At 71.7% G+C, this 23,219-nt stretch carries 22 protein-coding genes and 2 pseudogenes; 16 read left to right on the top strand and 8 right to left on the bottom strand.

Features of this window, described 5'->3' with window-relative positions; all coding sequences use genetic code 11:
• The first annotated feature begins 182 nt into the window (after positions 1-182).
• The 4 genes and pseudogenes from ACFZCY_RS12180 to ACFZCY_RS12165 form a co-directional block, all read left to right on the top strand.
• Positions 183-1,151: an endonuclease/exonuclease/phosphatase family protein gene (locus ACFZCY_RS12180; RefSeq protein WP_391171593.1), complete on the top strand. Its 969-nt coding sequence runs from the start codon at positions 183-185 to the stop codon at positions 1,149-1,151.
• 662 nt (positions 1,152-1,813) lie between these two features.
• The gene (locus tag ACFZCY_RS12175; protein ID WP_391172149.1) at positions 1,814-1,981 is read left to right on the top strand and encodes a hypothetical protein; all 168 of its coding nucleotides are present in this window, start codon (positions 1,814-1,816) and stop codon (positions 1,979-1,981) included.
• Positions 1,982-2,032: 51 nt separating this feature from the next.
• Positions 2,033-2,722 (top strand): FCD domain-containing protein, encoded by a 690-nt coding sequence (locus ACFZCY_RS12170; protein WP_391171591.1) that lies wholly within the window; start codon positions 2,033-2,035, stop codon positions 2,720-2,722.
• Positions 2,719-3,072: pseudogene (locus ACFZCY_RS12165) on the top strand (phosphotransferase); the annotation flags it as partial. The gene ACFZCY_RS12170 and the pseudogene ACFZCY_RS12165, both read left to right, overlap by 4 nt.
• Before the next feature lie 192 nt (positions 3,073-3,264).
• On the opposite strand, the gene ACFZCY_RS12160 reads toward ACFZCY_RS12165, so the two are convergent.
• Positions 3,265-4,185, bottom strand: a complete 921-nt coding sequence (locus ACFZCY_RS12160; protein ID WP_391171589.1) for an alcohol dehydrogenase catalytic domain-containing protein — start codon at positions 4,183-4,185, stop codon at positions 3,265-3,267.
• Between the two features lie 85 nt (positions 4,186-4,270).
• Between ACFZCY_RS12160 and ACFZCY_RS12155 the strand changes: the two genes are divergently transcribed.
• Positions 4,271-4,846 (top strand): TetR family transcriptional regulator, encoded by a 576-nt coding sequence (locus ACFZCY_RS12155; protein WP_391171587.1) that lies wholly within the window; start codon positions 4,271-4,273, stop codon positions 4,844-4,846.
• Here the strand turns inward: ACFZCY_RS12155 and ACFZCY_RS12150 are convergent.
• The gene (locus ACFZCY_RS12150) at positions 4,728-5,162 is read right to left on the bottom strand and encodes a DUF397 domain-containing protein (protein ID WP_391171585.1); all 435 of its coding nucleotides are present in this window, start codon (positions 5,160-5,162) and stop codon (positions 4,728-4,730) included. The two genes, ACFZCY_RS12155 and ACFZCY_RS12150, sit on opposite strands and share 119 nt — an antisense overlap.
• On the opposite strand from ACFZCY_RS12150, the pseudogene ACFZCY_RS12145 reads away from it, so the two are divergent.
• Both ACFZCY_RS12145 and ACFZCY_RS12140 read left to right on the top strand, forming a co-directional pair.
• A pseudogene (locus ACFZCY_RS12145) lies at positions 5,113-5,256 on the top strand (endonuclease/exonuclease/phosphatase family protein); the annotation flags it as partial. The gene ACFZCY_RS12150 and the pseudogene ACFZCY_RS12145 overlap by 50 nt on opposite strands.
• A gap of 9 nt (positions 5,257-5,265) precedes the next feature.
• Positions 5,266-6,081 carry an APH(3'') family aminoglycoside O-phosphotransferase gene (locus ACFZCY_RS12140; RefSeq protein ID WP_391171583.1) on the top strand — a complete coding sequence of 272 codons (816 nt, stop codon included), beginning with the start codon at positions 5,266-5,268 and terminating at the stop codon, positions 6,079-6,081.
• Between the two features lie 12 nt (positions 6,082-6,093).
• Here ACFZCY_RS12140 and ACFZCY_RS12135 read toward each other — a convergent pair whose 3' ends face one another.
• Positions 6,094-7,614: a CehA/McbA family metallohydrolase gene (locus ACFZCY_RS12135; protein WP_391171581.1), complete on the bottom strand. Its 1,521-nt coding sequence runs from the start codon at positions 7,612-7,614 to the stop codon at positions 6,094-6,096.
• 165 nt (positions 7,615-7,779) lie between these two features.
• Between ACFZCY_RS12135 and ACFZCY_RS12130 the strand changes: the two genes are divergently transcribed.
• Both ACFZCY_RS12130 and ACFZCY_RS12125 read left to right on the top strand, forming a co-directional pair.
• On the top strand, positions 7,780-8,634 hold the full coding sequence (locus tag ACFZCY_RS12130) for a TIGR03619 family F420-dependent LLM class oxidoreductase (RefSeq protein WP_391171579.1): 855 nt from the start codon (positions 7,780-7,782) through the stop codon (positions 8,632-8,634).
• A gap of 121 nt (positions 8,635-8,755) precedes the next feature.
• Positions 8,756-11,350, top strand: coding sequence for a bifunctional FO biosynthesis protein CofGH (locus tag ACFZCY_RS12125; protein WP_391171577.1), 2,595 nt, complete (start codon positions 8,756-8,758; stop codon positions 11,348-11,350).
• On the opposite strand, the gene ACFZCY_RS12120 is transcribed toward ACFZCY_RS12125, so the two are convergent.
• Positions 11,330-13,291 (bottom strand): heavy metal translocating P-type ATPase, encoded by a 1,962-nt coding sequence (locus ACFZCY_RS12120; RefSeq protein WP_391171575.1) that lies wholly within the window; start codon positions 13,289-13,291, stop codon positions 11,330-11,332. The two genes, ACFZCY_RS12125 and ACFZCY_RS12120, sit on opposite strands and share 21 nt — an antisense overlap.
• Positions 13,292-13,358: 67 nt before the next feature.
• On the opposite strand from ACFZCY_RS12120, the gene ACFZCY_RS12115 reads away from it, so the two are divergent.
• Both ACFZCY_RS12115 and ACFZCY_RS12110 read left to right on the top strand, forming a co-directional pair.
• A complete protein-coding gene (locus ACFZCY_RS12115) occupies positions 13,359-13,715 on the top strand; it encodes a metalloregulator ArsR/SmtB family transcription factor (protein WP_391171572.1) in 357 nt (118 codons plus the stop codon).
• 67 nt (positions 13,716-13,782) lie between these two features.
• A complete protein-coding gene (locus tag ACFZCY_RS12110; protein WP_391171570.1) occupies positions 13,783-14,229 on the top strand; it encodes a GNAT family N-acetyltransferase in 447 nt (148 codons plus the stop codon).
• A gap of 10 nt (positions 14,230-14,239) precedes the next feature.
• Here the strand turns inward: ACFZCY_RS12110 and ACFZCY_RS12105 are convergent, their stop codons facing one another.
• Positions 14,240-14,500, bottom strand: coding sequence for a hypothetical protein (locus tag ACFZCY_RS12105; RefSeq protein WP_391171568.1), 261 nt, complete (start codon positions 14,498-14,500; stop codon positions 14,240-14,242).
• 84 nt (positions 14,501-14,584) lie between these two features.
• The gene (locus ACFZCY_RS12100) at positions 14,585-14,932 is read right to left on the bottom strand and encodes a MerR family transcriptional regulator (protein WP_391171566.1); all 348 of its coding nucleotides are present in this window, start codon (positions 14,930-14,932) and stop codon (positions 14,585-14,587) included.
• A 916-nt stretch (positions 14,933-15,848) separates the two neighbouring features.
• Here ACFZCY_RS12100 and ACFZCY_RS12095 point away from each other — a divergent pair.
• The 5 genes from ACFZCY_RS12095 (at position 15,849) to ACFZCY_RS12075 (ending at position 20,018) form a co-directional block, all read left to right on the top strand.
• Complete coding sequence (locus ACFZCY_RS12095; protein WP_391171564.1) at positions 15,849-16,052, top strand: cold shock domain-containing protein; 204 nt, start codon at positions 15,849-15,851, stop codon at positions 16,050-16,052.
• 243 nt (positions 16,053-16,295) lie between these two features.
• Positions 16,296-17,747 carry a DEAD/DEAH box helicase gene (locus ACFZCY_RS12090; RefSeq protein WP_391171562.1) on the top strand — a complete coding sequence of 484 codons (1,452 nt, stop codon included), beginning with the start codon at positions 16,296-16,298 and terminating at the stop codon, positions 17,745-17,747.
• A 58-nt stretch (positions 17,748-17,805) separates the two neighbouring features.
• On the top strand, positions 17,806-18,204 hold the full coding sequence (locus ACFZCY_RS12085; RefSeq protein WP_391171560.1) for a CBS domain-containing protein: 399 nt from the start codon (positions 17,806-17,808) through the stop codon (positions 18,202-18,204).
• Between the two features lie 53 nt (positions 18,205-18,257).
• On the top strand, positions 18,258-18,566 hold the full coding sequence (locus ACFZCY_RS12080; protein WP_391171558.1) for an SCO5918 family protein: 309 nt from the start codon (positions 18,258-18,260) through the stop codon (positions 18,564-18,566).
• A 327-nt stretch (positions 18,567-18,893) separates the two neighbouring features.
• Positions 18,894-20,018, top strand: coding sequence for an ADP-ribosylglycohydrolase family protein (locus ACFZCY_RS12075; protein ID WP_391171556.1), 1,125 nt, complete (start codon positions 18,894-18,896; stop codon positions 20,016-20,018).
• Here ACFZCY_RS12075 and ACFZCY_RS12070 read toward each other — a convergent pair.
• Both ACFZCY_RS12070 and ACFZCY_RS12065 read right to left on the bottom strand, forming a co-directional pair.
• The gene (locus tag ACFZCY_RS12070; protein ID WP_391172129.1) at positions 19,996-21,306 is read right to left on the bottom strand and encodes a glycosyltransferase 87 family protein; all 1,311 of its coding nucleotides are present in this window, start codon (positions 21,304-21,306) and stop codon (positions 19,996-19,998) included. The genes ACFZCY_RS12075 and ACFZCY_RS12070 overlap by 23 nt on opposite strands.
• 249 nt (positions 21,307-21,555) lie before the next feature.
• Positions 21,556-23,127 (bottom strand): sodium:solute symporter family protein, encoded by a 1,572-nt coding sequence (locus tag ACFZCY_RS12065; protein ID WP_391171554.1) that lies wholly within the window; start codon positions 23,125-23,127, stop codon positions 21,556-21,558.
• Positions 23,128-23,219 lie beyond the last annotated feature (92 nt).

The raw sequence follows: 23,219 nt of genomic DNA, 5'->3' as shown, positions 1-23,219 counted from the left end.
TCCCACCCTCGCCATGTCGCTCGGCGGAACGGTGTGCGCAACGCAGCGAGCCGTGCCGCATACGGAGTACTCGCCACCGACTCGTCGGTCCAGACGGCGCCCGCCAGAAACTGATTCGCCCGGGTGATCGTCTCCGGGGGTGGGCCCGAACGGATGGGAGGCGGTGGACGGTGGAGGCGGAAATGCTGCGTTGGGCGGGGCGTTGGGGGCAGCAGGGCACCAAGGGGCGGTCGGCCTGGACGCGGGGGCGGGGGCTCGCCGTGCCGGCGGTGCTGACGGGTGGGTTGCTGGCGTTCCACCGGGCGGTGCCCAACTCCGTGGGGCGCCTGGGCAGTCTGCTGGAGGCGTTCCTGCCGTGGCTCGGTCTGGCGGTCGCAGGTCTGTTCGGCGTGGCGCTGCTGCGGCGTTCGGCCGTCGCGCTGGTGGCGCTGCTGCTGCCGGTGGTGGCCTGGGCGTATCTCTTCGGCGGGCTGCTGCTGCCCGGGGAGACGGAAAGTGACCTGCTCGTCGTGCAGCACAACGTCAGCGACGAGAACACCGACCCGGCGGGGACGGCCCGCGCCCTGGCCGACGCCGGACCCGACCTCATCGCGCTGGAGGAGCTGGTGCCCACGGCGCTGCCGGTCTACGAGAAGGCGCTCGCCCGGGAGTACCCGTACCACGCGGTCCGGGGCACCGTAGGGCTCTGGTCGCGGCATCCGCTCACCGGCGTCCGGCTGGTGGACATCAAGCCCCGGGGGGTCGGGGAGGGCTGGAGCCGCGGACTGCGGGCCGTGGCCCGCACTCCGCGCGGTGAGATCGCCGCGTACGTCGCCCATCTGCCCTCGGTCCGCGTCGGGGTGAACGGCCTCGCGTCCTCCCGGCGCGACGAGAGCGCCGGTCTGCTGGGCAAGGCCATCGCGGCCGAGAAGGTGAAGCCGGTGATCCTGCTGGGCGACCTCAACGGCACGGTCGACGACCGTGGACTGTCCCCGCTGACCTCCCGGATGAACGTGGCGGAGCGAGGCTTCGCCTTCAGCTTCCCCGCGGGCCTCCCGCTGGCGCGGATCGACCAGGTCATGGCCCGCTCGGCGCGCGTCGGCCACATCCGCACCCTGCCCGCCACCGGCAGCGACCATCTGCCGGTCGCCGCCAGGGTCGCCCTGGGCTGAACGGCCGATCGGCCTCACCGGATCGTCTTCAACGCGTATGGCCTGTGCCATCCGTGCTCCTCGTCGTAGCCGCCTGCCGTTCAGCCGATGTGCCGGTGCGGGGCCCCTTGACATGCCGCCGCTCTTGGGCACAGTCTTACCGCCCAATACGCAGAGCGCAATATATTGGAGCTCGGATGAGCGCACCACCTACCCAAACCACCAGCACAGACGCACGGTCCGGGTCGCGGCCGGGGCTTCTGCGGCGATGTCTGCGGATGCCGATCGGCGTGCAGTCGATCATCGCCGTCGGGCTCGGCGCCCTCATCGGCGCCCTCGCACCGGGCGTCGGCGAGCATTGCCTGTCGTCGAAGGATCGGTTGACGACACATAGCTGAGCGTCGGCGTGGGCGCGGACGGGCACCGGGCGCTGGTCTCCTACGGCGAGATCTCCCCGGGCTCCGGCAACCGGGGCGCGATCCTGGGCCGTCGAGCAGTACGGGGCACCGCCGGCCCGACCCCGGCTGGTCGTGACCGGCGAGGTCACCGGTGGGCGCGACGTCAACGACGTCGTCGAGCTGGACGTCGTGCGCGTCGAGCCCACCGGCTGACTCCGAGCGACCTCAGCGGTGTGCGCGGGGGTGTAGCGCTCGCCCATCACCCGGTCGCTCAGCGGGTCCGGGGTGACCGCCTCGACGTCGCGGGTCCACAGCGAGTACTCGCTCTGCACCGCGGTGATCGGATGCACCGAGATCCCCCTCGGACTTCCCGCCGACGCCGTCGATGTCCCCCTCATCGATCCGGCCGCCCTCCTGGCCCGGACCCTCGTCCGCCGGGCCCGAGCAGCCTGAGCGACGAGGAAGGCCGGTGCACCACGGAGAGGGCGATGTATTGTGCGCAATATGTCACTCGACAGCCCTGTCTCCCGCCGCCTCCTCAGTGACGAGGTCTTCCACCGCCTGCGCGACTCCATCGTGCGCGGTGAACTGCCCCCGGGGGAGAAGGTCAAGGACAGCGAGCTGGCCGAGCGTCTCGGGCTCAGCCGCACCCCGGTGCGTGAGGCGCTCGCCCGGCTCGCCGACATCGGACTCGTCGAAGCCAAACCGGGCGTCTACACCCGCATCACCACCCTCAACCGTCGCGATGCCGAAAAGACCCTCGTGGTCCTGCGCGCACTCGACCAGCTGGCCATGGAGACCGCCGTGCCGGTCATGACCGAGCAGGATCTGCGGCAGATGCGCGAAGCCAACCGGGACTTCGAGCGCGCCGTCGCCGACAACGACATCGCCGCCGCCCTCGCCGCCGACGACCGCTTCCATGCCGTCCCCATCGCGGCCGCTGACAACCCCGTACTCAGCCGGATCGTCGAACAGGTCCACCCGCAGATCCACCGCATCCTCCACCGCAAGTTCTCCACGCTGCTCGGCGGCGGCCGCAACACCATCGAGCACCACGACCAGCTCGTCGACGTCTGCGCCACCGGTGACCCGCGTGCCGCCGCCGAACTCTCCGGACGCCACTGGTCCGAACTCGGCGGACACATCAACCAGCTCTTCGACACCAACCAGTTCGCCGAAGCGGCGACCTCTTGAGGCCGCCCGCGGGCCGTGGGGGCGGCGGGTGGGAGCCCGTCACCGCCGGGGAGTCCGGGGCCGCTGTCTTCCGTTCCGATGACGGCTCGCGGTACGCGAAGTGCGTTCCCGCGCGCCAGGCGGCCGCGTTGGAGGCGGAGTGGGACCGGGTCGCGTGGCTTCACGCGCAGGGTGTGCCGGGCGCCCAAATCCTCGACTGGCGCGTCACCGATGCCGGCGCCTGCCTGGTGACCAGCACCGTGTCAGGCGTCCCCGCGGACCGTGTCCCGGCTGCCACGCTCCACGCGGCGTGGGAGCCGATCGCCGATGCCGTGCGGCGACTGCGCGATCTGCAGCTCCAGCCGTGCCCTGTCATGGCGCGCTCCTCAGGTCTCCATCAGGGACTGGTCGGGGGACGCCCCGCGTCCGCGGGGTGGGGAATGGACTCTCTGGGCTGCTCCGAGCTCAACTGGGTGCGTGGATCCGCACCGTTCACCAGTACCACCTTTCCGCCGCGGGTCCGCTACTGACCCTGCGGCCGGACCGGCGGCCCGAAGACCCGGTCACAGCGTGATGACGACCTTGCCGTGGACGTGGCGCCCGGCTTGCAGGGTCACGGCGTCGCGAACGTTCTCGATCGGGAAGGTCGCGGCGATCGGCACGGTGATCCGACCCGCGAGGATCGCGTCGGTGATCCGCTCCAGGGCGTCCGGCTCCGCGTCGACGCCGCTGGTCGCGCGTACGCCGCCGGGCGGGTTGGGCCCCGCGGCGATGGTGGAGACCCGCTCGGGCGGTACGCCGAGCGCGAGCGCGGTCTCGGCCGTCTCGGTGCCGAACAGGTCGGTCGCCGCGGTCACGCCACCGGGGGCAGCCGTCCGTACCCGGCCGCCCAACCCGGCGCCGTATGCCACGGGTTCGGCGCCCAACCGCCGCAGGAAATCGAACGTGCCCTCCGAGGCGGTCCCGATCACCCGGGCACCGGCGAGCTTCGCGAGCTGTACGGCGAACACACCCACACCGCCGGCGGCCCCGCCGATCAGGATGGTGTCGCCGGACCGCAGGCCGACGGCCGCCAGCGCGGCGGCGGCGGTCAGCCCGGCCACCGGAAGCGTGCTCGCCACCTCGTCGCTGATGCCCTCCGGCGTGTGAAAGAGCGCATCCGCGGGCGTGGTGACCACCACGAAGTCGGCAACGGCTCTGCCCATCGCGCCTCCGTGGACGCGGTCGCCCACGGCAAACCCCGTGACGCCGTCGCCGACCTCGTCCACGACGCCGGCGAAGTCGTATCCGAAGCCGGACGGCACGGTGATGCCGAACTGCGCCGCCGCCTCGGGCGTCGAGGCAAGGATCCAGTCCATGGGATTCAGCCCGGCGGCCGCCACCCGGACGCGGACCTCGCCCGGACCCGCGTGCGGCTCCGGGACCTCGCGCAATTCCAGTACCTCGGGACCTCCGAACGTCTCGTACATGACGGCTCGGCTCATGGCGGACCTCCAGCAGGCCAGGGTGATGAGACTTGGTCCCATCACCATACACGAGTGACGGGACCAAGTGCCGTACGCTGTTCCCATGGCTCGCTGGCAACCCAACGCATCAGAGCGACTCGCCCTCGCCGCCCTCGACCTCTTTGCGGAGCGGGGCTACGAGAACACGACGGTGATCGACATCGCGGAGCGCGCCGGGCTGACGAAGAGCACGTTCTTCCGGCACTTCCAGGACAAGCGGGAAGTGCTCTTCGGTGGCGACACGATGGCCGAACTGCTCGCCCAGGAGATCGCCGCCGCACCGGCCACGGCCCCACCGCTCGAAGCGGTGGCTCTCGCCCTGGACGCGGTCGGGAGGGAAGCCTTCACTGCCGCTCGTCGCGCACTCGGCGCCCGCAGGCGGGCGGTGATCGCTGCCAACCCGGAACTGCGGGAACGCGAGGCGCTGAAGGGCCTCCGCCTCACCGCGTCGATGGCCGACGCGCTCAAGCGCCGCGGCGTCCCCGACGTGCCCTCGCGCGTGGCCGCGGAACTGGGCGCGCTCACCCTGCGGATCGCCTATGAGCGCTGGAGCGACGCGCCTGACGCCGAAGAGTTCGGCGACGTCGCCCGGCGAGCACTCGGCGAAGTGCGAGCGGCCAGCTCCACGTCCCTCGGCTGAAGCGCCGGAGCATTCCGCTCCGCCGCGACCGCCGCGTTCTGCCCGGATCTGGCCTCAGCCGCGTGATCCCTTGGCCGTTGACGCGACGTGGGCCTCCGGCCGCTGCCGGAGGCCCACGTCGTTTGCGCTGTTCCTGGCCTTCGAATGCTCCGCGCTCGATGCCCAGCAGGAACGCCTGCCATCCTTCACCGGTGAAGTAGAGGGGTGGCCGGTCGAGGTCCTTGCTGTCCCGCACGGCCCAACCGCCCCCGGCCGTGGCCGCGATCGCGTCCAGCTTCCCCGCCGGTTTCCCGCTGGCCCGGATCGACCAGGTCATGGCCCGCTCGGCGACTGTCGCCCACCTCCGCACCCTGCCCGCCACCGGCAGCGACCATCTGCCGGTCGCCGCCCGGGTCGCCCTGGGTTCGTAGGCTGAGGCTGTGATCGATACGAGGGCGCTGCGCACCCTGCTGCCCGCGGGCCGTGGGGGCGGCGAGTGGAAGCCCGTCACCGTCGGCGAGTCCGGGGCCGCTGTCTTCCGCTCCGACGACGGTTCGCGGTACGGGAAGTGCGTTCCCGCGCGCCAGGTGGCCGCGTTGGAGGCGGAGCGGGACCGGGTCGCGTGGCTTCATGCGCGGGGTGTTCCAGGGGCGCGGGTGCTCGACTGGCGGGTGACCGATGCGGGCGGCTGCCTGGTGACCGGCGCCGTGGCGGGTGTGCCCGCGGACCGTGTCCCGGCCGCCACGCTCCACGCGGCGTGGGAGCCGATCGCCGATGCCGTACGGCGGCTCCACGATCTGCCGCTCCAGGAGTGCCCCTTCAGTCGCGACCTCCGGCAGATGTTCGCCACCGCGCGCGAGGTCGTGGCGCGGGGCGCGGTCAACCCGGAGTTCCTCCCCGTCGACCAGCAGCGCACCCCTCCCGGCGAACTGCTCGCGCGTCTTGCCCCACAGGTCGAGGACCGTCTCGCCCAGGAAGCCGCCGACGCGGTCGTCTGCCACGGGGACCTGTGCCTGCCCAATATCGTCCTCGACCCGACGACCCTGACCGTCTCGGGCTTCATCGACCTCGGCCGCCTCGGACGGGCCGACCCCTACGCCGACATCGCCCTCCTGCTCGCCACCGCCCGGGAGACGTGGCCCGATGACCGGCAGGCCGACGCCGCGGAGGAGATGTTCGCCGACCGCTACGGCATCGCGCTCGACCGTGACCGCGAGCGGTTCTATCTCCACCTCGACCCGCTCACCTGGGGATAGGGACAGCGGACATCAGTGGCCGCGCTCGCCCAGCCAGATCGGGTTGGTCAGGGCGACCATCGGGCCCGGTATGCCCGACGCGCCGCCGTCCGCCGCGGGGTGGCGGATCTCAGCGCGGACGTAGGCCGCGTAGGAGGGCGTGGTCCTCCACTCGACGGTGCCGGAGCCGGAGTCGGGCAGGGTGGTGGTGTACAGCGGGCCCTGGTCGGTGATGAAGCGGACCTGGGGACCTGTGCCCGCGCCCGTGACCTTCAGGCGGACCGTCACCTCCGCGTCGGCGGCGACCGCCAGCCGGTCGGCGATTCCGGCGTGGTGGCCGCGGCCGTCCACCGCCTCGAAGGTGAGGTCGACCTCGGAGGACTCGGCGATCCAGCAGCGGCCGGAGCGGATGCCGTCCTGGAGGGCGTCGCGCGACAGGTCGTCGGCGAGGACGACGGTCTGGGGGAGGCCGACGGGCGAGGGCTCGCGGTGGGAGTCGCTGTGGCCGACGGCGGGGAGCCAGCGGCCGTCCCCGCGGGCGGCGGCGACCAGGGTGTTGTCCCATTCCAGGACGGTCGCCTCGTCGTCGGGGCCGAAGTCGGCGTTCCACACCTCGACCGCGTCCGCCTCGTTGAAGCCGAACTTCCAGTTGCAGCCGACGCACGTGCCGTGCGGGTGGGCCGGGATCACCAGGCCGCCCGCCTGCCGGATCTTGCGGGCGAACTGGCCGAAGCGGTTGTCCCGGGCGCGGTAGCGCCAGTCGATGAAGGTGCCCGGGGCGATGCCGAGGGCGACCACATGGCCGTTCCGGGTGGTGATCTCCTCGCCGGTGATGATCAGCAGGTCGTCGCCCCACAGACCCTCGAACGCGCCGTGGGCCGAGGTGGTGTTGTGCTCGGTGGTGGTGATGAAGTCGAGCCCGGCGGCGCGGGCGGCGGCGGCCAGCTCGGCCGGGGTGCGCTTGCCGTCGGAGTGCACGGTGTGCAGATGGGAGTCGCCCCGGTACCAGGCCCGGCCGCGCCCCTTGGCGCGCTGCGGCGGGTAGACCGGCTTGGGAGTGGTGCCGGGCGGGCCGAACCGCAGGGTGACGGTGACCTTGTAGTCCAGGCCCTGCGGGGCGACCGTGTAGGGGCCGAGGACGACATGCCAGGTGCCCGCCCGGACCGGCCCGGCGAGGTAGCCGGGGGTGGCCTCCGCGGCGCTGATCGCGAACTCCGTACGGGCACCGCCCGACCAGCCGCGGAAGCCGCGCCCGCCCAGCTCCGTACCGCGCTCGTCGAAGATGCCGATGTCGCACGCGTTCCCCTGCGTGCCCGCCGGGACGGCCGGTTTGTCGTACGAATAGGAGACGGCGATCTCGCGGACTCCGCTCGGCACCTCCACCGGCAGATAGACGAAGTCCGGGGAGCCGGTGGGGAGGTGGCCGGTGATCGTACGGGACTTCTCATCGCCCCCGTCCGCCGCGTCGGCCTGCGCGAACGACACCGGGTCGAGCGTGAGCACGCCCGCCGCGCCCGCGAGAGCGGAGAGCCTGAGTACGTCCCGTCGCTGCATGCCTGCCCCCACAGTCGGATTCGTGTCACCCGCGTCACACCGTTGTACGCGTGGATGACATCCGCGGAAAGGCCTGTGGATAACTCGAAGGCGGAGAGGGAACATACGTCCCCCACGCGTCTCTCGTACGTCACACACGTCCCTTGCGGCAGGAGCGGCCCCTTCATGCGCATCGCGACCACCGTCTTCCTCACCGACGAGACCGTCCGCCCCGCCTGGCTCGGGCGCGAGCTGGAGCGGCGCGGGTTCGCCGGGCTGTATCTGCCCGAGCACACCCACATCCCGGTCAGCCGTGAGACCCCCGCGCCCATGGGCGAGCCGCTGCCGCGCCCGTACGGCCGCACCCTCGACCCGTTCGTGGCCCTCGGCCAGGCAGCCGCCGTCACCGAGCGGCTGGGGCTCGGCACCGGCATCTGCCTGGTCGCCCAGCACGATCCGGTCGGCCTCGCGAAGAGCGTGGCCACCCTCGACTTCCTGTCCGGCGGACGCTTCACCTTCGGCGTCGGCTACGGCTGGAACGTCGAGGAGGCCGCCGACCACGGCACCGTCTGGGCGGAGCGCCGCGAACTGGTCCGCGACCGGATGGCGCTGATGCGCGCCCTGTGGGCGGAGGAGCCCACGGCCCATCAGGGCCCGTACGCGTCGGTACGGGCGAGCCTGGCGTACCCCAAACCGGTGATCCGGGAGCGCCCGCCCGGCGCTCCCCTCACCGGGCCGCGCACCCTGATCGGCGGGGCGGCCGGGCCGCGGCTGTTCGCGCACATCGCCGCGTACGCCGACGGCTGGCTGCCGATCGGGGGCGGCGGCCTCACCGAAGCCCTCCCCGAACTGCGCCGCGTCTGGGCGGACGCGGGGCGGGACCCGGCGGCACTGGAGGTGGTGCCGTACGCGGTGCGCCCCTCGCCCGGCAAGCTCGCCCACTACGCCGCGCTCGGCGTCGAGGAGGTCGTCGTGCAGCTTCCGGCCGGGGACGAGACGGAGATCCTGCACACCCTGGACGCCTGCGCGCGGTACCTGTAGGCGAGTGCCTGTAACCGGCATGAATATTCCCGGCACCAGGGCCGAATTGTCGTGATCAGACCCACAAAACCGCAGGCCCGGCCGGTCTGGCGGTGTCGGACACCACTCGTATGCTCGGAGGATGACCACGAGCGCGCAGGGAAATGAACCGACGCCCCCCACGGCCAACGCGATGCGCCGTGCGCTCAAGCGCGCCCGCGAGGGCGTGGCGCTGGACACCGCCGAGGCGGCGGTGCTGCTCCAGGCGCGCGGGGACGACCTGAAGGATCTGGCCGCCTCCGCCGCGCGCGTGCGGGACGCCGGTCTGGAGGCCGCGGGCCGTCCCGGGGTCATCACCTACTCGCGCAGCGTCTTCATCCCGCTCACCCGGCTGTGCCGCGACAAGTGCCACTACTGCACGTTCGCCACCGTCCCCGGCAAGCTGCGCCGCGAAGGCCACGGCATGTTCATGTCCCCCGACGAGGTGCTGGACATCGCCCGCCGCGGCGCCGAAATGGGCTGCAAGGAAGCGCTGATCACGCTCGGCGACCGCCCCGAGGACCGGTGGCCCGAGGCGCGCGAATGGCTGGAGGCCGAGGGGTATGACGACACGATCGCGTACGTACGGGCCATGGCGATCCGCATCCTGGAGGAGACCGGGCTGCTGCCGCACCTCAACCCCGGCGTCATGACCTGGACGGACTTCCAGCGGCTCAAGCCCGTCGCGCCCTCCATGGGCATGATGCTGGAGACCACGTCCGAGCGGCTGTGGAGCGAGCCCGGCGGCCCGCACTACGGCTCCCCGGACAAGGAACCGGCCGTCCGGCTGCGCGTCCTGGAGGACGCGGGCCGCAGCTCCGTACCGTTCACCAGCGGGCTGCTGATCGGCATCGGGGAGACGTACGAGGAGCGCGCCGAGTCGCTGTTCGCGCTGCGCCGCGTGTCGCGCTCGTACCACGGCGTCCAGGAGGTCATCGTCCAGAACTTCCGCGCCAAGCCGGACACGGCAATGCGCGGGATGCCGGACGCGGAGCTGGACGACCTGCTCGCCACCGTCGCGGTCGCCCGGCACATCCTGGGCCCCTCCGGCTGCATCCAGGCGCCGCCGAACCTGGTCGACGCGGAGTACGAGCGGCTGATCGGCGCCGGTATCGACGACTGGGGCGGCGTCTCCCCGCTCACCCCGGACCACGTCAACCCCGAGCGCCCCTGGCCCCAGGTGGACGAGCTGGCCGAGCGGTCCGCAGCCGCCGGATTCGAACTGCGCGAACGGCTCGCGGTCTACCCCGAGTTCATCCAGCGCGGCGAGCCGTGGCTGGACCCGCGGCTGCTGCCGCACGTGCGCGCACTGGCCGACCCGGCCACCGGCCTCGCCCGCCCGGACGCCCGGCCCGCCGGGCTGCCCTGGCAGGAGCCCGACGAGGCCTTCAGTCCTTCGGGCCGCACCGATCTGCACCGCACCATCGACACCGAGGGCCGCACCGGCGACCGGCGCGACGACTTCGACGAGGTGTACGGCGACTGGGAGGCGCTGCGCGAGGCCGCCGCCCCCGGCATGGTCCCGTCCCGGATCGACGCGGACGTGAAGGCCGCCCTGTCGCAGGCCGCCGACGACCCCACCCGGCTCACCGACCCCGAGGCGCTGGCCCTCCTGCACGCCGACGGGCCCGCGCTGGACGCGCTCACCCGCATCGCCGACGACCTGCGGCGCGCGGCCGTCGGCGACGACGTCACGTACATCGTCACCCGCAACATCAACTTCACCAACGTCTGCTACACCGGCTGCCGCTTCTGCGCCTTCGCGCAGCGCCGCACCGACGCCGACGCGTACACCCTCTCCCTGAACCAGGTCGCCGACCGCGCCCAGCAGGCGTGGGACGTGGGCGCGGTGGAGGTGTGCATGCAGGGCGGCATCCACCCGGACCTGCCCGGTACGGCGTACTTCGACGTCGCCCGGGCCGTGAAGGAGCGCGTCCCCGGGATGCACGTCCACGCGTTCTCCCCGATGGAGGTCGTCAACGGGGCCACCCGCACGGGGATGTCCATCCGCGAATGGCTGACCGCGGCGCGCGAGGCGGGCCTCGACACCATCCCCGGCACGGCGGCCGAGATCCTCGACGACGAGGTGCGCTGGATCCTCACCAAGGGCAAGCTGCCGACCGCCACCTGGGTGGAGGTCATCAAGACCGCGCATGAGCTGGGCATCCGCTCGTCCTCGACGATGATGTACGGCCATGTCGACCAGCCGCGCCACTGGCTGGGCCATCTGCGGCTGCTGGCGGAGATCCAGCAGGAGACGGGCGGCTTCACCGAGTTCGTCACCCTCCCCTTCATCCACACCAACGCCCCCGTCTACCTCGCCGGTATCGCCCGCCCCGGCCCCACCACCCGCGACAACCGCGCCGTGACGGCCATGGCGCGGATCCTGCTCCACCCGCACATCCCCAACATCCAGACCAGCTGGGTCAAGCTCGGCACCGAGGGCGCGGCCGAGATGCTGCGCTCCGGCGCCAACGACCTGGGCGGCACGCTCATGGAGGAGACCATCTCCCGCATGGCGGGCTCCTCGTACGGCTCCTACCGCTCCATCCAGGACCTCATCGGCATCGCCGACCTGGCGGGCCGCCCCGCCCGCCCCCGGACGACGACCTACGCGGACGTCCCGGAGGAGCGGCAGACGGCGGCCCTCGCCTCGGACGGCCACCTTCCGGAGCTGCTACCGGTGCTCGGCGACTGAGCCGCCCCGCCAGGCCGCTTCGCGCAGCAGCCGCAGCCCGTTGAGGCCGACGAGGACCGTGGAGCCCTCGTGCCCGGCGACGCCGAGCGGCAGCGGCAGCTGCCCGGCCAGGTCCCAGACGACCAGCGCGGTGATGCAGACACCGGCGATGACCAGGTTCTGGACGACCAGGCGCCGGGCGGTGCGGGAGAGCCGTACGACGGCGGGCAGGGCGGCCAGTTCGTCCCGTACGACCACGGCGTCGGCGGTCTCCAGGGCCAGGTCGGAGCCCGCCCGGCCCATGGCGACGCCGGTGTGGGCGGCCGCCAGGGCGGGCGCGTCGTTCACGCCGTCCCCGACGACCAGGACGCGGCGCCCGGCGCCGGCCAGCTCCCGTACGGCGGCCACCTTGTCCTGCGGCAGCAGCCCGGCGCGTACGTCGTGGATGCCGGTCTCGGCGGCGAGGCGGCCGGCGGCGCGCCGGTTGTCGCCGGTGAGCAGCACCGGCCGGGAGCCGGTCAGCGCCGCGAGACCGTCGACCGCTTCCGCCGCGCCGGGACGGAGCCCGTCGGCGAGGCCGAGCACCCCGGCCGCCCGGCCGTCCACGAGGACGGCGACGGCGGTGCGGCCGGCCGCCTCCACCTCGGCGACTTCTTCATACGCCTCTGGTAGCACCCGGGCGGGCGCCCCCACCCGCACCTCACGCCCGTCCACCGTCGCGGTGACACCCAGCCCGGGCGCGGAGCCGAACCCCTCGGCGTCCGGCACCTGTATCCCGCGTCCCGTCGCCGCGTCCACGACGGCTCGGGCCAGGGGGTGTTCGCTGGGCCGCTCGGCCGCGGCCGCGAGCCGCAGCAGCGCGTCCTCGTCCAGCCCCGCACCTGGCAGCGGGCGCACCTCGGTCACCCGGGGCGTGCCCTCGGTGAGGGTCCCTGTCTTGTCCAGGGCGACGGCGTCCACCTGACCCAGACGCTCCATGACGACCGCGGACTTCACCAGCACGCCATGGCGCCCGGCGTTGGCGATCGCCGACAGCAGCGGCGGCATGGTGGCCAGCACCACCGCGCACGGGGAGGCGACGATCATGAAGGTCATCGCGCGCAGCAGCGTCGGCTGAAGCGCCGCGCCGAACGCGAGCGGGACCGCGAACAGGGCGAGCGTGGCGGCCACCATCACCAGGGAGTACCGCTGTTCGACCCGCTCGATGAACAGCTGGGTGGGCGCCTTGGTCTCCGACGCCTCCTGGACCATCCGTACGATGCGGGCGATCACCGAGTCCGACGGGTCGCGCTCGACCCGTACCCGCAGCGCCCCGGTGCCGTTGACGGTCCCGGCGAACACCTCGTCCCCGGCCGCCTTGGCGACGGGCAGCGGCTCGCCCGTGATGGTGGCCTGGTCGACGTCGCTCTCGCCGTCCAGGATGCGCCCATCGGCCCCGACCCGCTCCCCGGGCCGGACCAGGACCGTGTCCCCGACCGCCAGCGCGTCGGCGGCCACCGTCTCCTCGCCCCCGCCGGGCAGCAGCCGGGTGGCGGTCGCGGGCGCGAGGTCGAGCAGCCCGCGCACCGAGTCGGCGGTCCGCGCGGTGGCGACCGCCTCCAGGGCGCCGGAGGTCGCGAAGATGACGATCAGCAGCGCGCCGTCCAGCACCTGCCCGATCGCCGCCGCGCCGAGCGCCGCGACCACCATCAGCAGATCCACGTCCAGCGTCTTGTCCTTGAGGGCCTTCAGCCCCTCCCACCCCGGCTCCCAGCCCCCGGTGACATACACCGCCCCGTACAGCGGCCCCCACGCCCAGCCGGGCGCCCCGCCGAGCTGCGCCGCCAGCGCGACCAGGAACAGCACGAGCGCCGCCAGCGCCCAGCGGGCCTCCGGCAGGGCGAGTACGTGGGTACGGCGGCGGGGTACGGCCGAGGGCCGGGCCGTCGGGGGCGCGGAACGGGTGGTGAGCGTGGACGTCATGGCCGCACACCGTACCAGCAACACTTGAACAAGTATTCATGCATAAGGTGGTCCGTAGGATGAGCCCATGGGCCATGGAGCACAACCCCCCGCCGGCGACGCCGCCGCCCCGCGCGCCCGTCTCACTCCCGAGAACGCCCCGACGGTCGCCGCCACCCTCCAGGCCCTCGCCACCCCCTCACGCCTGCTGATCCTGGCCCGCCTCCGCGAGGGCCCCTGCCCGGCCACCGAACTCGCCGAAGCCGTCGGCATGCAGCAGTCCGCCTGCTCCCACCAACTCCGCCTGCTCCGCAACCTCGGCCTGGTCACCGGCACCCGCCAGGGCCGCTCCGTCGTCTACTCCCTCCACGACAACCACGTGGCGGAACTCCTCGACCAGGCCCTCCACCACGTCGAACACCTCCGCCTGGGCGTCACGGACTGAGCCCGCGCCCGACAGGCGAGGAGAAAACGCGTGCCGTGCGGCTCGGTGGACTGCCATGCTGCGCGCCATGACAACCGATGACGGACCTGGTCCCACCCTGACCACCGGCGGACGCGACAGCGAACTCGAGAGGCGGTTGACCGAGGAGCTGGTCGCCTTCAATACGGCCGCTACGGGCGCGGCCGACCGTGGCGCGTTCTCGGTCAAGGCCGACGATGAAGCGGGCGAGTTGGTCGGTGGGCTGTCCGCGTGGACGTGGGGTGGCCTGTGCGGCATCGAGCTGCTGTGGGTGCGCGAGGGCAGTCGTCAGGACGGCTGGGGCAGCAGGATTCTGCGGGCGGCCGAGGACGAGGCGCGTCGGCGCGGCTGCGATCGCGTCGTGGTTTCCTCGTTCACCTTTCAGGCTCCCGGTTTCTACGAGCGTCACGGCTACGCCGAGACTGGCAGGACGCTCGGCATCCCCGGCGGCCACGCGGACGTGCACCTGTTCAAGCGGCTGACCGGCGAACCGTAGGGGCGACGCTTCAGGTGTCGTAGCCGGTCAGACCATCGGCGTCATCGTTGAGCCGCTTGAGGTCCACGTCGCTGAGGAACGGCAGCAGGGCGCCGCAGTCGAGGCAGGCGCGGGCGAAGTCGACGTCGAACGCCGGGCGGAGCTTGTAGGCGCGCGGGCGGGGGAACTTGAGCCGGAGGCGGTCGTTCTGGCCTTCGAGCGTCCTGAGCTGCCCGACCGGGGTCAGTCGACTGGATCCACATGTTCCGCAGCGCAGTACCCCGGTTCCCATTCAAGTGACGATACATCAGGAAATCAGCTCGCCCCCGGGCGTTGAGGAAGCCGCCCGAAGGGGCCGGGGGGCGATGGGGCGTGGTCAGGAAGGCTCGGGCTGGTTCGATTCGGCGACGGGCCCCCGCAGCTCTTCGTTGAGCCGCCGGGCTTCTTCCAGCTGATCTTCGAGGATGACGATGCGGCAGGCGGCATCGATCGGAGTGCCCTGGTCGACGAGTTCGCGAACGCGTGCCGCGATGCGCAGCTGGTAGCGGGAGTAGCGGCGATGGCCCCCCTCGGAGCGCAGGGGGACGATGAGGCGGGCTTCGCCGACGGCCCGCAGGAAGGCGGGTGTGGCGCCGATCATCTCCGCTGCGCGGCCCATGGTGTACGCGGGGTAATCGTCGTCATCGAACTTGTCGGTGGCTCGCTCTCGGGGCTTCGAATTCATTGCACCTCTCTGTGGGACGCGTCGAGGGGCCCTGGTGCCATTTGGCACCAGGGCCCCGAGGGTTCAACACCATCTACCGGCGCTGTGCGCCGGCCTTCTGTTTCCGCTGCCCGCCCTGGGGGCGAGGCGCGGGGATCGCGGCTGCGTGACCGGGGACCACCTTCCAATCCGGGGCCTGCGGTACCCGAGCGGACCAGGTCCTTGCCCGGGCGATCCTGATGGCGTCGCCTCCTCTCCTGTTTCTCTCGCTGCTCTTGCTGGAACTGCTGTCGTGCTTCATGCGTGGTGGCCCTGCGGCCACCCGGCCCGGCAGCCAGTGGCGGGACCTTCCTGCACTTCCCGGCCCTGCCACTCCGCTGTCGTGCCGTGTTCTGCTCGCGGCAGTTCGTCTCTGCCGCGCCTGACTGACGTCCTTGGCTACGCGAGAAACAGTACCCACATGAGCGCCGTATGTCTACTGCGGCCGATGCAGGTTTACCTCCATTGCCGCAACAGGCCCAGGACGGCCCGGGCCCATGGGGCCGGGGAGGCGAAGGTGAGGGTGCGGCGGCGGGGGCCTCGGTCGCCACCTCCGCCGTCCGCCGCGAGGCCGTCTTCCCGACGGCCCGTCGGCCCGCGGTGGCGTTCTCCCCGCCGATGCCCAATATGTAATGCCGCGACTGCAGAAATAGCTTCTGAATTGGTAGTGAGTTTTTGCCTCGCCGAGTGTGACTGTCAATTGCCGTGCATGACCCGGCGTGCCGTGCTACCGTCGTTGTCAGTTGCAGTTGTGGTTCCCAGACTTCAAGTGTCCTCGCCGTCGTACGCGGCGGGAATGCTTTGTATTTTCCGGTGCATTTCCGGAGGGGCGATCATCGCGGCGACGCGGGGTCCGCAAAGTGTGGGCTCCGGGCACTGCGCCCGAAGGAGATATGGCATGACTACTGGCACCGTGAAGTGGTTCAACTCGGAAAAGGGCTTCGGCTTCATCGAGCAGGACGGTGGCGGCCCCGACGTCTTCGCCCACTACTCGAACATCGCCGCCCAGGGCTTCCGTGAGCTGCAGGAGGGCCAGAAGGTGAGCTTCGACCTCACGCAGGGCCAGAAGGGCCCGCAGGCCGAGAACATCGTTCCCGCCTGACGCTGACGCGTACAGCGACGTCGGGGCCCGCACCTTGGGTGCGGGCCCCACTCGTTTTCCCCGACGATCCGGCATCTCGAGCGTCCGCCTTGCCGGCGTATGTCGATCATCTTTCGACGCGATGGGCACACCTCTTCCGCCCCACTTCGTTTCGTTTACCTATTCGGTTCGTTCTTGCGATTCTTTTCTGCGCGGCTCACTGCTGCCGAGAATTCCTCGACGTGCCGCATCGAGGAAGGCCGCATGAAACGCACTGCCCGAACGAACAACCGTTCCGTCCGCCCCCGCTCCGGTGGGAACGGCCGTCGTCCCGCCGCGCCGCAGGGAGAGTTCGCCCTGCCCGTCACGCGTACCCCCGCCCTGCCTCCGGCCGAGACCTTCGCCGAACTGGACATGCCGCCCGCGCTGCTGGCGGCCCTCGCCGCGGAAGGCATGGCCGTGCCGTTCCCGATCCAGGGCGCCACGCTGCCGAACTCCCTCGCGGGCCGCGACGTCCTGGGCCGTGGACGTACCGGCTCGGGCAAGACCCTCGCCTTCGGCCTGGCCCTGCTGGCCCGTACCGCCGGACAGCGCGCCGAGTCGCGCCGGCCCCTGGGGCTGGTCCTGGTTCCCACCCGGGAGCTGGCCCAGCAGGTCACCGACGCGCTCGCCCCCTACGCCCGGTCGCTGAAGCTGCGGCTGGCCACCGTCGTCGGCGGTATGGCGATCGGCCGGCAGATCAGCGCTCTGCGCGGCGGAGCCGAAGTCGTCGTCGCGACTCCCGGGCGGCTGAAGGACCTCATCGACCGTGGTGACTGCCACCTGAACCAGGTCGGCGTCACCGTGCTGGACGAGGCGGACCAGATGGCCGACATGGGTTTCATGCCTCAGGTCACCGCGCTGCTGAACCAGGTCCGGCCCGAAGGGCAGCGGATGCTCTTCTCGGCCACCTTGGACCGCAACGTCGACCTTCTGGTCCGGCGCTACCTGGCCGACCCGGTGGTCCACTCCGTCGACCCCTCGGCGGGCGCCGTCACCACGATGGAACACCACCTGCTGCACGTGGACGGCGCCGACAAGCACGCCACCACCACTGAGATCGCCGCCCGTGACGGCCGGGTGATCATGTTCCTCGACACCAAGCACGCGGTGGACAAACTCACCCAGCACCTGCTGAACAGCGGCGTCCGCGCCGCCGCCCTGCACGGCGGCAAGTCCCAGCCCCAGCGCACCCGCACGCTCGCCCAGTTCAAGACCGGCGATGTGACGGTACTGGTGGCCACCAACGTCGCGGCCCGCGGCATTCACGTGGACAACCTCGACCTGGTCGTCAACGTGGACCCGCCCAGCGACCACAAGGACTACCTGCACCGCGGCGGCCGCACTGCCCGGGCCGGCGAGTCCGGCAGCGTCGTCACCCTCGTCCTGCCGGGCCAGCGCCGCGACATGGCCCGGCTCATGAGCACGGCCGGCATCACTCCGCACAGCACCAAGGTCCGCTCCGGCGAAGCGGAACTGAGCCGCATCACCGGCGCCCAGGCCCCCTCCGGTATCCCCGTCACCATCGCCATGCCGGTCGTCGAACGCGCCAAGCGCGGCGGCTCGTCCTCGCGGGGACGGCGTAGCCGACCGGCCCGGGCCCGCCGCGCCGCCGGATCGACCCGGACGGGGTCGGGGGCCTCGCAGCGGCGGTCCACCCTCGGCTCGGCCGCGTAGGCCCGGGACCGGACGTTCACGTACGGCTCGTTGGACCACCACAGCACGGAGGCTCTCCATGACGATGGTTCACCCGCACCCCCGCCCCACGAGCTGCTCCCCCAGGACAGCCGATGACGCGATGAGCCCGCCCGGGCCGCAGGCCGGAGACGACATGTTCGTCGACGTGGCCCTGTCGGTCCTCGTGGGCGCCCGTGCCGACCATCTCCTCGTCCGTGACGAGGACGGCCGGTGTGCCGGACTGGTGGCCCGTGCCCAGCTGAGCGCCCACCGCGGCGCCTCCTGGTACACCGAGGAAACCCGGTTGCGGGACCTCCCGCACGACCGGGGGCCCTTCACCTCGCCCGTGACGGCTGTGAGCGAAGCGGAACGCAGGATGCGCGAGCGCGCGCTGCGGGCTTCACCGGTGGTCGACGAGGACGGTTACGCCCTGGGAGTCCTCGCCCTCGCCCGCTGATCTCTCCGGCCGGCCATCCGATTCCGGCCTCTCTTCGACCCTGTTGAGGCATTATGCGCTGTGTTATCGCCCGCTTCCCCTTCGATCTGATCAAGAGTGAGGTCGAGCAAGCGATGGCAGGTATCAAACCCGAAACCGTGACGGGGGACTCCGTGCTCATCGGCCGCCGTCAATACCCCGTCAAGCAAGTGGGCGCGGTCATCACCCGTCAGGACCGCCGTGACTTCACCGCCGACGAGGTCACCCGAGCACTGACCCGTCTCGGTTTCACCTGCCGTTCCCTTCCCGTATCCGCACCCGACGCGGGCCATACGCCACTTGAGACCGCGTCCGCGCTGCTCGGCTCCCCGGAACCTGCCTGACCGGGACCGACACGCCCGCACGATGAGGGCCCCGACCGCACGGCGGTCGGGGCCCTCATCCGTGCCTGCGGCGCGATGCATTCCGCCGTCCCGGGAATGCCGGGGCTTCCCCGTAAGATCTGCCGCGCGATGGGAACGCCGCTGCGCGTTGTGCACTGTCCGTTATCCGGTGCGCCATTTCGGAATGAGGTGGTCCGCCGCACTACCCGTGATGACGCCTTCACCATTCGCTGCCCCATTGACGCCATCCGGAATCAATCAAAGAGTGTCCATTACAGTTCAAGGCACTCCAGGGCCATACACGTACCGAAGAAAAGGGGAAAGGTCGTGACCGCAACCGCCAGCGCAGCGACCGGCGTATGGGGCCGCGCCGAACAGCAGGACTTCCGCAGCCGGGTACGGGGCTGTCTGCTCGGCGGGGCGATCGGGGACGCCCTGGGGGCGGCGGTGGAGTTCTCCTCGCTGGCCGACATCCGGGCGAACCACGGCGCGCAGGGCGTGACGGACTTCCTGCCCGCGTACGGGCGGCGCGGCGCGGTCACCGACGACACCCAGATGACGCTGTTCACCGTGGACGGCCTGATACGCGCCCAGGTGCGCCGCGACACCGGTGCCTGGCATCCGCCCACCGACATCCACGCCGCGCACCGCCGCTGGTACGCCACCCAGCGCGACTGGGGCCCCGACGAACGCCGCGAGGACGACGGCTGGCTGGCCCGCGAGGAATGGCTGTACGCCCAGCGCGCGCCAGGGCGGGCCTGTCTGACCGGGCTCGGGGACGCGACCATGGGCACCCTGGAGGCGCCCAAGAACCCCGACTCCAAGGGCTGCGGCGCCGTCATGCGCTCCGCGCCGTTCGGGCTGCTGGTGGGCTGGGAGCCGCAGCTGGTGTTCCAGCTGGCCATCGAGTGCGCGGCCCAGACCCACGGCCACCCCACGGGCTACCTGGCGGCCGGCGCGTTCTCCCTCATCGTGCACGGGCTGGCGCGCGGGGAGGCGCTGGACGGCGCCGTCCAGCGCACCCTGGCCCATCTGGCGGGCCGCCCCGGCCACGAGGAGACCACGGACGCGCTGCGGCGGGCGCTGGGCGCCGTACGCCAGGGGCTGCCGACGCCCGAGCGGGTCGAATCCCTCGGCGAGGGCTGGACCGGCGAGGAGGCGCTGGCCATGGGGCTGTACTGCGCCCTGGTCGCCGAGGACGTACGGCACGGTCTGCTGCTCGCCGTCAACCACGGCGGGGACAGCGACTCCACGGCGGCGATCTGCGGCAATCTGCTGGGCGTGCTGCACGGCGAGACGGCGCTGCCGCCCGCGTGGCTCGCCGAGGTGGAGGGGCGCGGCACGATCCTGGAGCTGGCGGACGACTTCGCGATGGAGATGACCCAGGGCCCCGCCCTGCACGGCCCCGAGAACTCGGCCCCCGCCTGGCTCAGCCGCTACCCGCGCGCGTGAGCGTGCGGGACTCGGGACGACGCGGCGCCACGGGCTGAGCGGGGGTGCCCCCGCCGCCGCGCACGGCGCGGTAGGTGACCCACGCCGCGGTCGTCAGGAAGGCGACGCCGATGATCGGGTAGACGGCCGTCATCAGCATCTGGAGCGGGGTCTGGTGCAGCTCGACGCGCTGTTTCACGCTGTGCGGGGCGTACCAGATCATGAAGGAGCAGAAGAGCAGACCGGTCAGCGCCGTCCAGCCCGCCCAGGCCCGGGACGCGCGGCGGACCGTCTCGACGGCGAGCAGCAGCACCATCGGGACCGCCCACACCCAGTGGTGGGACCAGGAGACCGGGCTGACCATGAGGGCGGTGACGGCGCAGCTGACGGCGGCCCAGGCGCGGGCGTGCGGGAGGGCGCGGTCATCGGCGAGCTGGGCGGCGACGGCGGTGGCCAGGCCGACGCAGCCGGTCAGAATGGCGGCGGCGAGCCACCACGGGCCGGGGTCGGGGGTGTGCAGGAAGCGGGCGAGGGCGCCGAGGAGGTTCTGGTTGCCCGAGCCCTCGACGTCGCCGGGCCGGTCGGTGGCGAACACGATCTGGGTCCAGAAGCGGTTCGAGTCGTACGGCAGCGCCAGCGCCGCCAGGCAGACCGTCCAGGCGAAGGCGGCCGTGGCGACGCCCGCCCGCCGCAGGTGGTCGCTTGCGAAGCCGTGCCCGGCCCGCAGCCGCCGGACGGCGTCGATCAGCCCGGCGGCCGCGAGGAAGACCACGAAGAGCCCGGGAGTCAGCTTGATCCCGGTCGCGATGCCGGTGCCGAACCCGGCCCAGCGGTGGCCCGGCCGGCGGGTCAGGTCCCACAGCACCAGGACGGCGACAGCCAAGTTGATCTGGCCGTAGCGCAGGGTCGTCCACACCGGTTCGCACCAGACCGCGACCCCGGCAAGCGCCAGGACGGCGGCGGCGCGCGGCGCCCGGCGCGGGCGGCCGACGAGCCGCAGCGACAGATGGGCGAGGGCGACCATCAGGGCCAGGTTGGCGGCGGTGCCGAAGGTGCGCAGGACGCCCGTGCCCATGACGGTCAGCGGGGTGAACAGCATGGCGGCGAACGGCGGGTAGGTGTTGGGCAGATGGTGCACGGTCGCCCGCATGTCGTACAGGTCCGCCGCGTTGCGTACGGTCCAGCCCTCGGCCTGGTAGACCAGCAGATCGACCATGGACACGTGGGCGGCCCGCTGCGCGACCCAGAAGCCTGTGAAGGACAGCAGACAGAACACCGCCGCGCACAGGATGGGACGCCGGGCGATCATCTGTGTCGCGGTCACGGGGTCGCTCCAGAGGTGCGTGAGGGCGGCAAACGGCACAGGCGGCCGACGATAGTACGTTCCGGATGAGGGTCCTGAGAGGGGGGATGGTTGCCTGGGGATGCCGTAAAGCTCCACTTCAGGGCGCCCGGACCGTTCCGCTTCACACAAAAGGGGCCACACGGCGAGGGCCCCGGTCACCGAAGGAGCGAGGGTGACCGGGGCCCGGTGGGGCTGCCGCCGTGCGGCGGGGCGTCAGTCGGACGCGCCCGCGACCGTCGTACGGCCGGTGGCGTCCGGTGCCGGAACCGAGCGCGCGGCGCCCGCCGCGCCCGGCCCGCCGTCGTCCGAGTTGAGCGAGGCGAGGATGGCGTCGCGCTCGGGGGTGTCCTCCGGCTTCAGGTAGCCGACGACGATGAAGAGTACGAGCGAGACCGCGAGCGGGACGGCGACCTGGTACTCCAGGTTGACGCCGCCGTCGATCGCGTCGTTGATCGGGTAGTTGACCAGGTAGAAGGCGATCAGGCCGAGACCCCAGCTGGTGAGCGCCGCGGTCGGCCCGGACTTGCGGAAGGCCCGCAGCATGCCGAGCATCAGAGGGATCGCGATCGGGCCCATCAGACCGGCGACCCATTTGATGACGACGGTGATGATGTCGCCGAAGAAGGGCGAGTTCACCTGGGTGGCGATGCCCATGGACAGGGCGAGGAAGAGCAGCGTGGTGTAGCGGGCGGCGAGCAGGCCGGTGCGGGTGCTCCACTGCCGTACGGACTTGAAGATCGCGGGCATGATGTCGCGGGTCACCACGGCGGCGATCGCGTTGGCGTCGGAGGAGCACATCGCCATGGTGTGCGAAAAGAAGCCGACGATGACGAGCCCCAGCAGACCGTGCGGCAGCAGGTGTTCGGCCATCTCGGCGTACGAGTCGGCGGGCTTGTCCGTCTTGATGATGAGCGGCGCGACCCACATCGGGAAGAACAGCACCAGCGGCCAGACGAACCACAGGACGGCCGACAGCCGGGCCGAGCGCTTGGCGGAGTGGGCGCTGTCGGTGGCCATGTAGCGCTGCGCCTGGTTCCACATGCCGCCGTTGTACTCGAAGGTCTTGATGAAGAGGTAGGAGAGCAGGAAGATCAGCGTGTAGGGGCCGACGGTCGGTTCGGCGTGGCTGTCGGGCAGGTCGTCCCAGACGGTCCAGAAGGTGCTGAAGCCGTCCAGCTCGTTGAGCACGGCGATCAGCATCGCGATGCCCGCCACCAGCTGGATGACGAACTGGCCGAGTTCGGTGAGCGCATCGGCCCACAGCCCGCCGACGGTGCAGTAGATGGCGGTGACCGCGCCCGTGATCAGGATGCCCTGGTTGAGCGAGACGCCGGTGAAGATGGAGAGCAGGGTGGCGATGGCCGCCCACTTGGCGCCCACGTCGACGATCTTCAGTAACACCCCGGACCAGGCGAGCGCCTGCTGGGTGGGCAGGTTGTAGCGGTTCTTCAGGTATTCGAGGGGCGAGGCGACGCCCAGTTTGCTGCGCACCCGGTTGAGGCGCGGCGCGAAGAGGTTCGCGCCGATCGCGATGCCGATGGCGATGGGGAAGGACCAGGTGACATAAGAGGTGATGCCGTATTGGTAGGCGATGGCCGCGTAACCGGTGAACATCACGGCGCTGTAGCCGGACATGTGGTGCGAGATGCCCGACAGCCACCAGGGCATCTTGCCGCCGGCGGTGAAGAAGTCGCTGACGTTGTCCACGCGCTTGTGGGACCAGACGCCGATGCCGACCATGACGCCGAAGTAGCCGATGAGTACAGCCCAGTCGAGACTGTTCATGTCCCCTCCCAGGGGTCCGCCTTGTGAACGGGAGCGCACTTCGCCGCGACGTTCCTTTGGGCGGTTCCCCCGAGCGGGAGCGGGGTACTTCC

Origin of the sequence: Streptomyces sp. NPDC007983 (assembly GCF_042958345.1) — a bacterium.
GTDB lineage: Bacteria > Actinomycetota > Actinomycetes > Streptomycetales > Streptomycetaceae > Streptomyces.
Note: the sequence above shows the minus strand (reverse complement) of the source record. Positions and strands in the feature narration are given on the sequence as shown.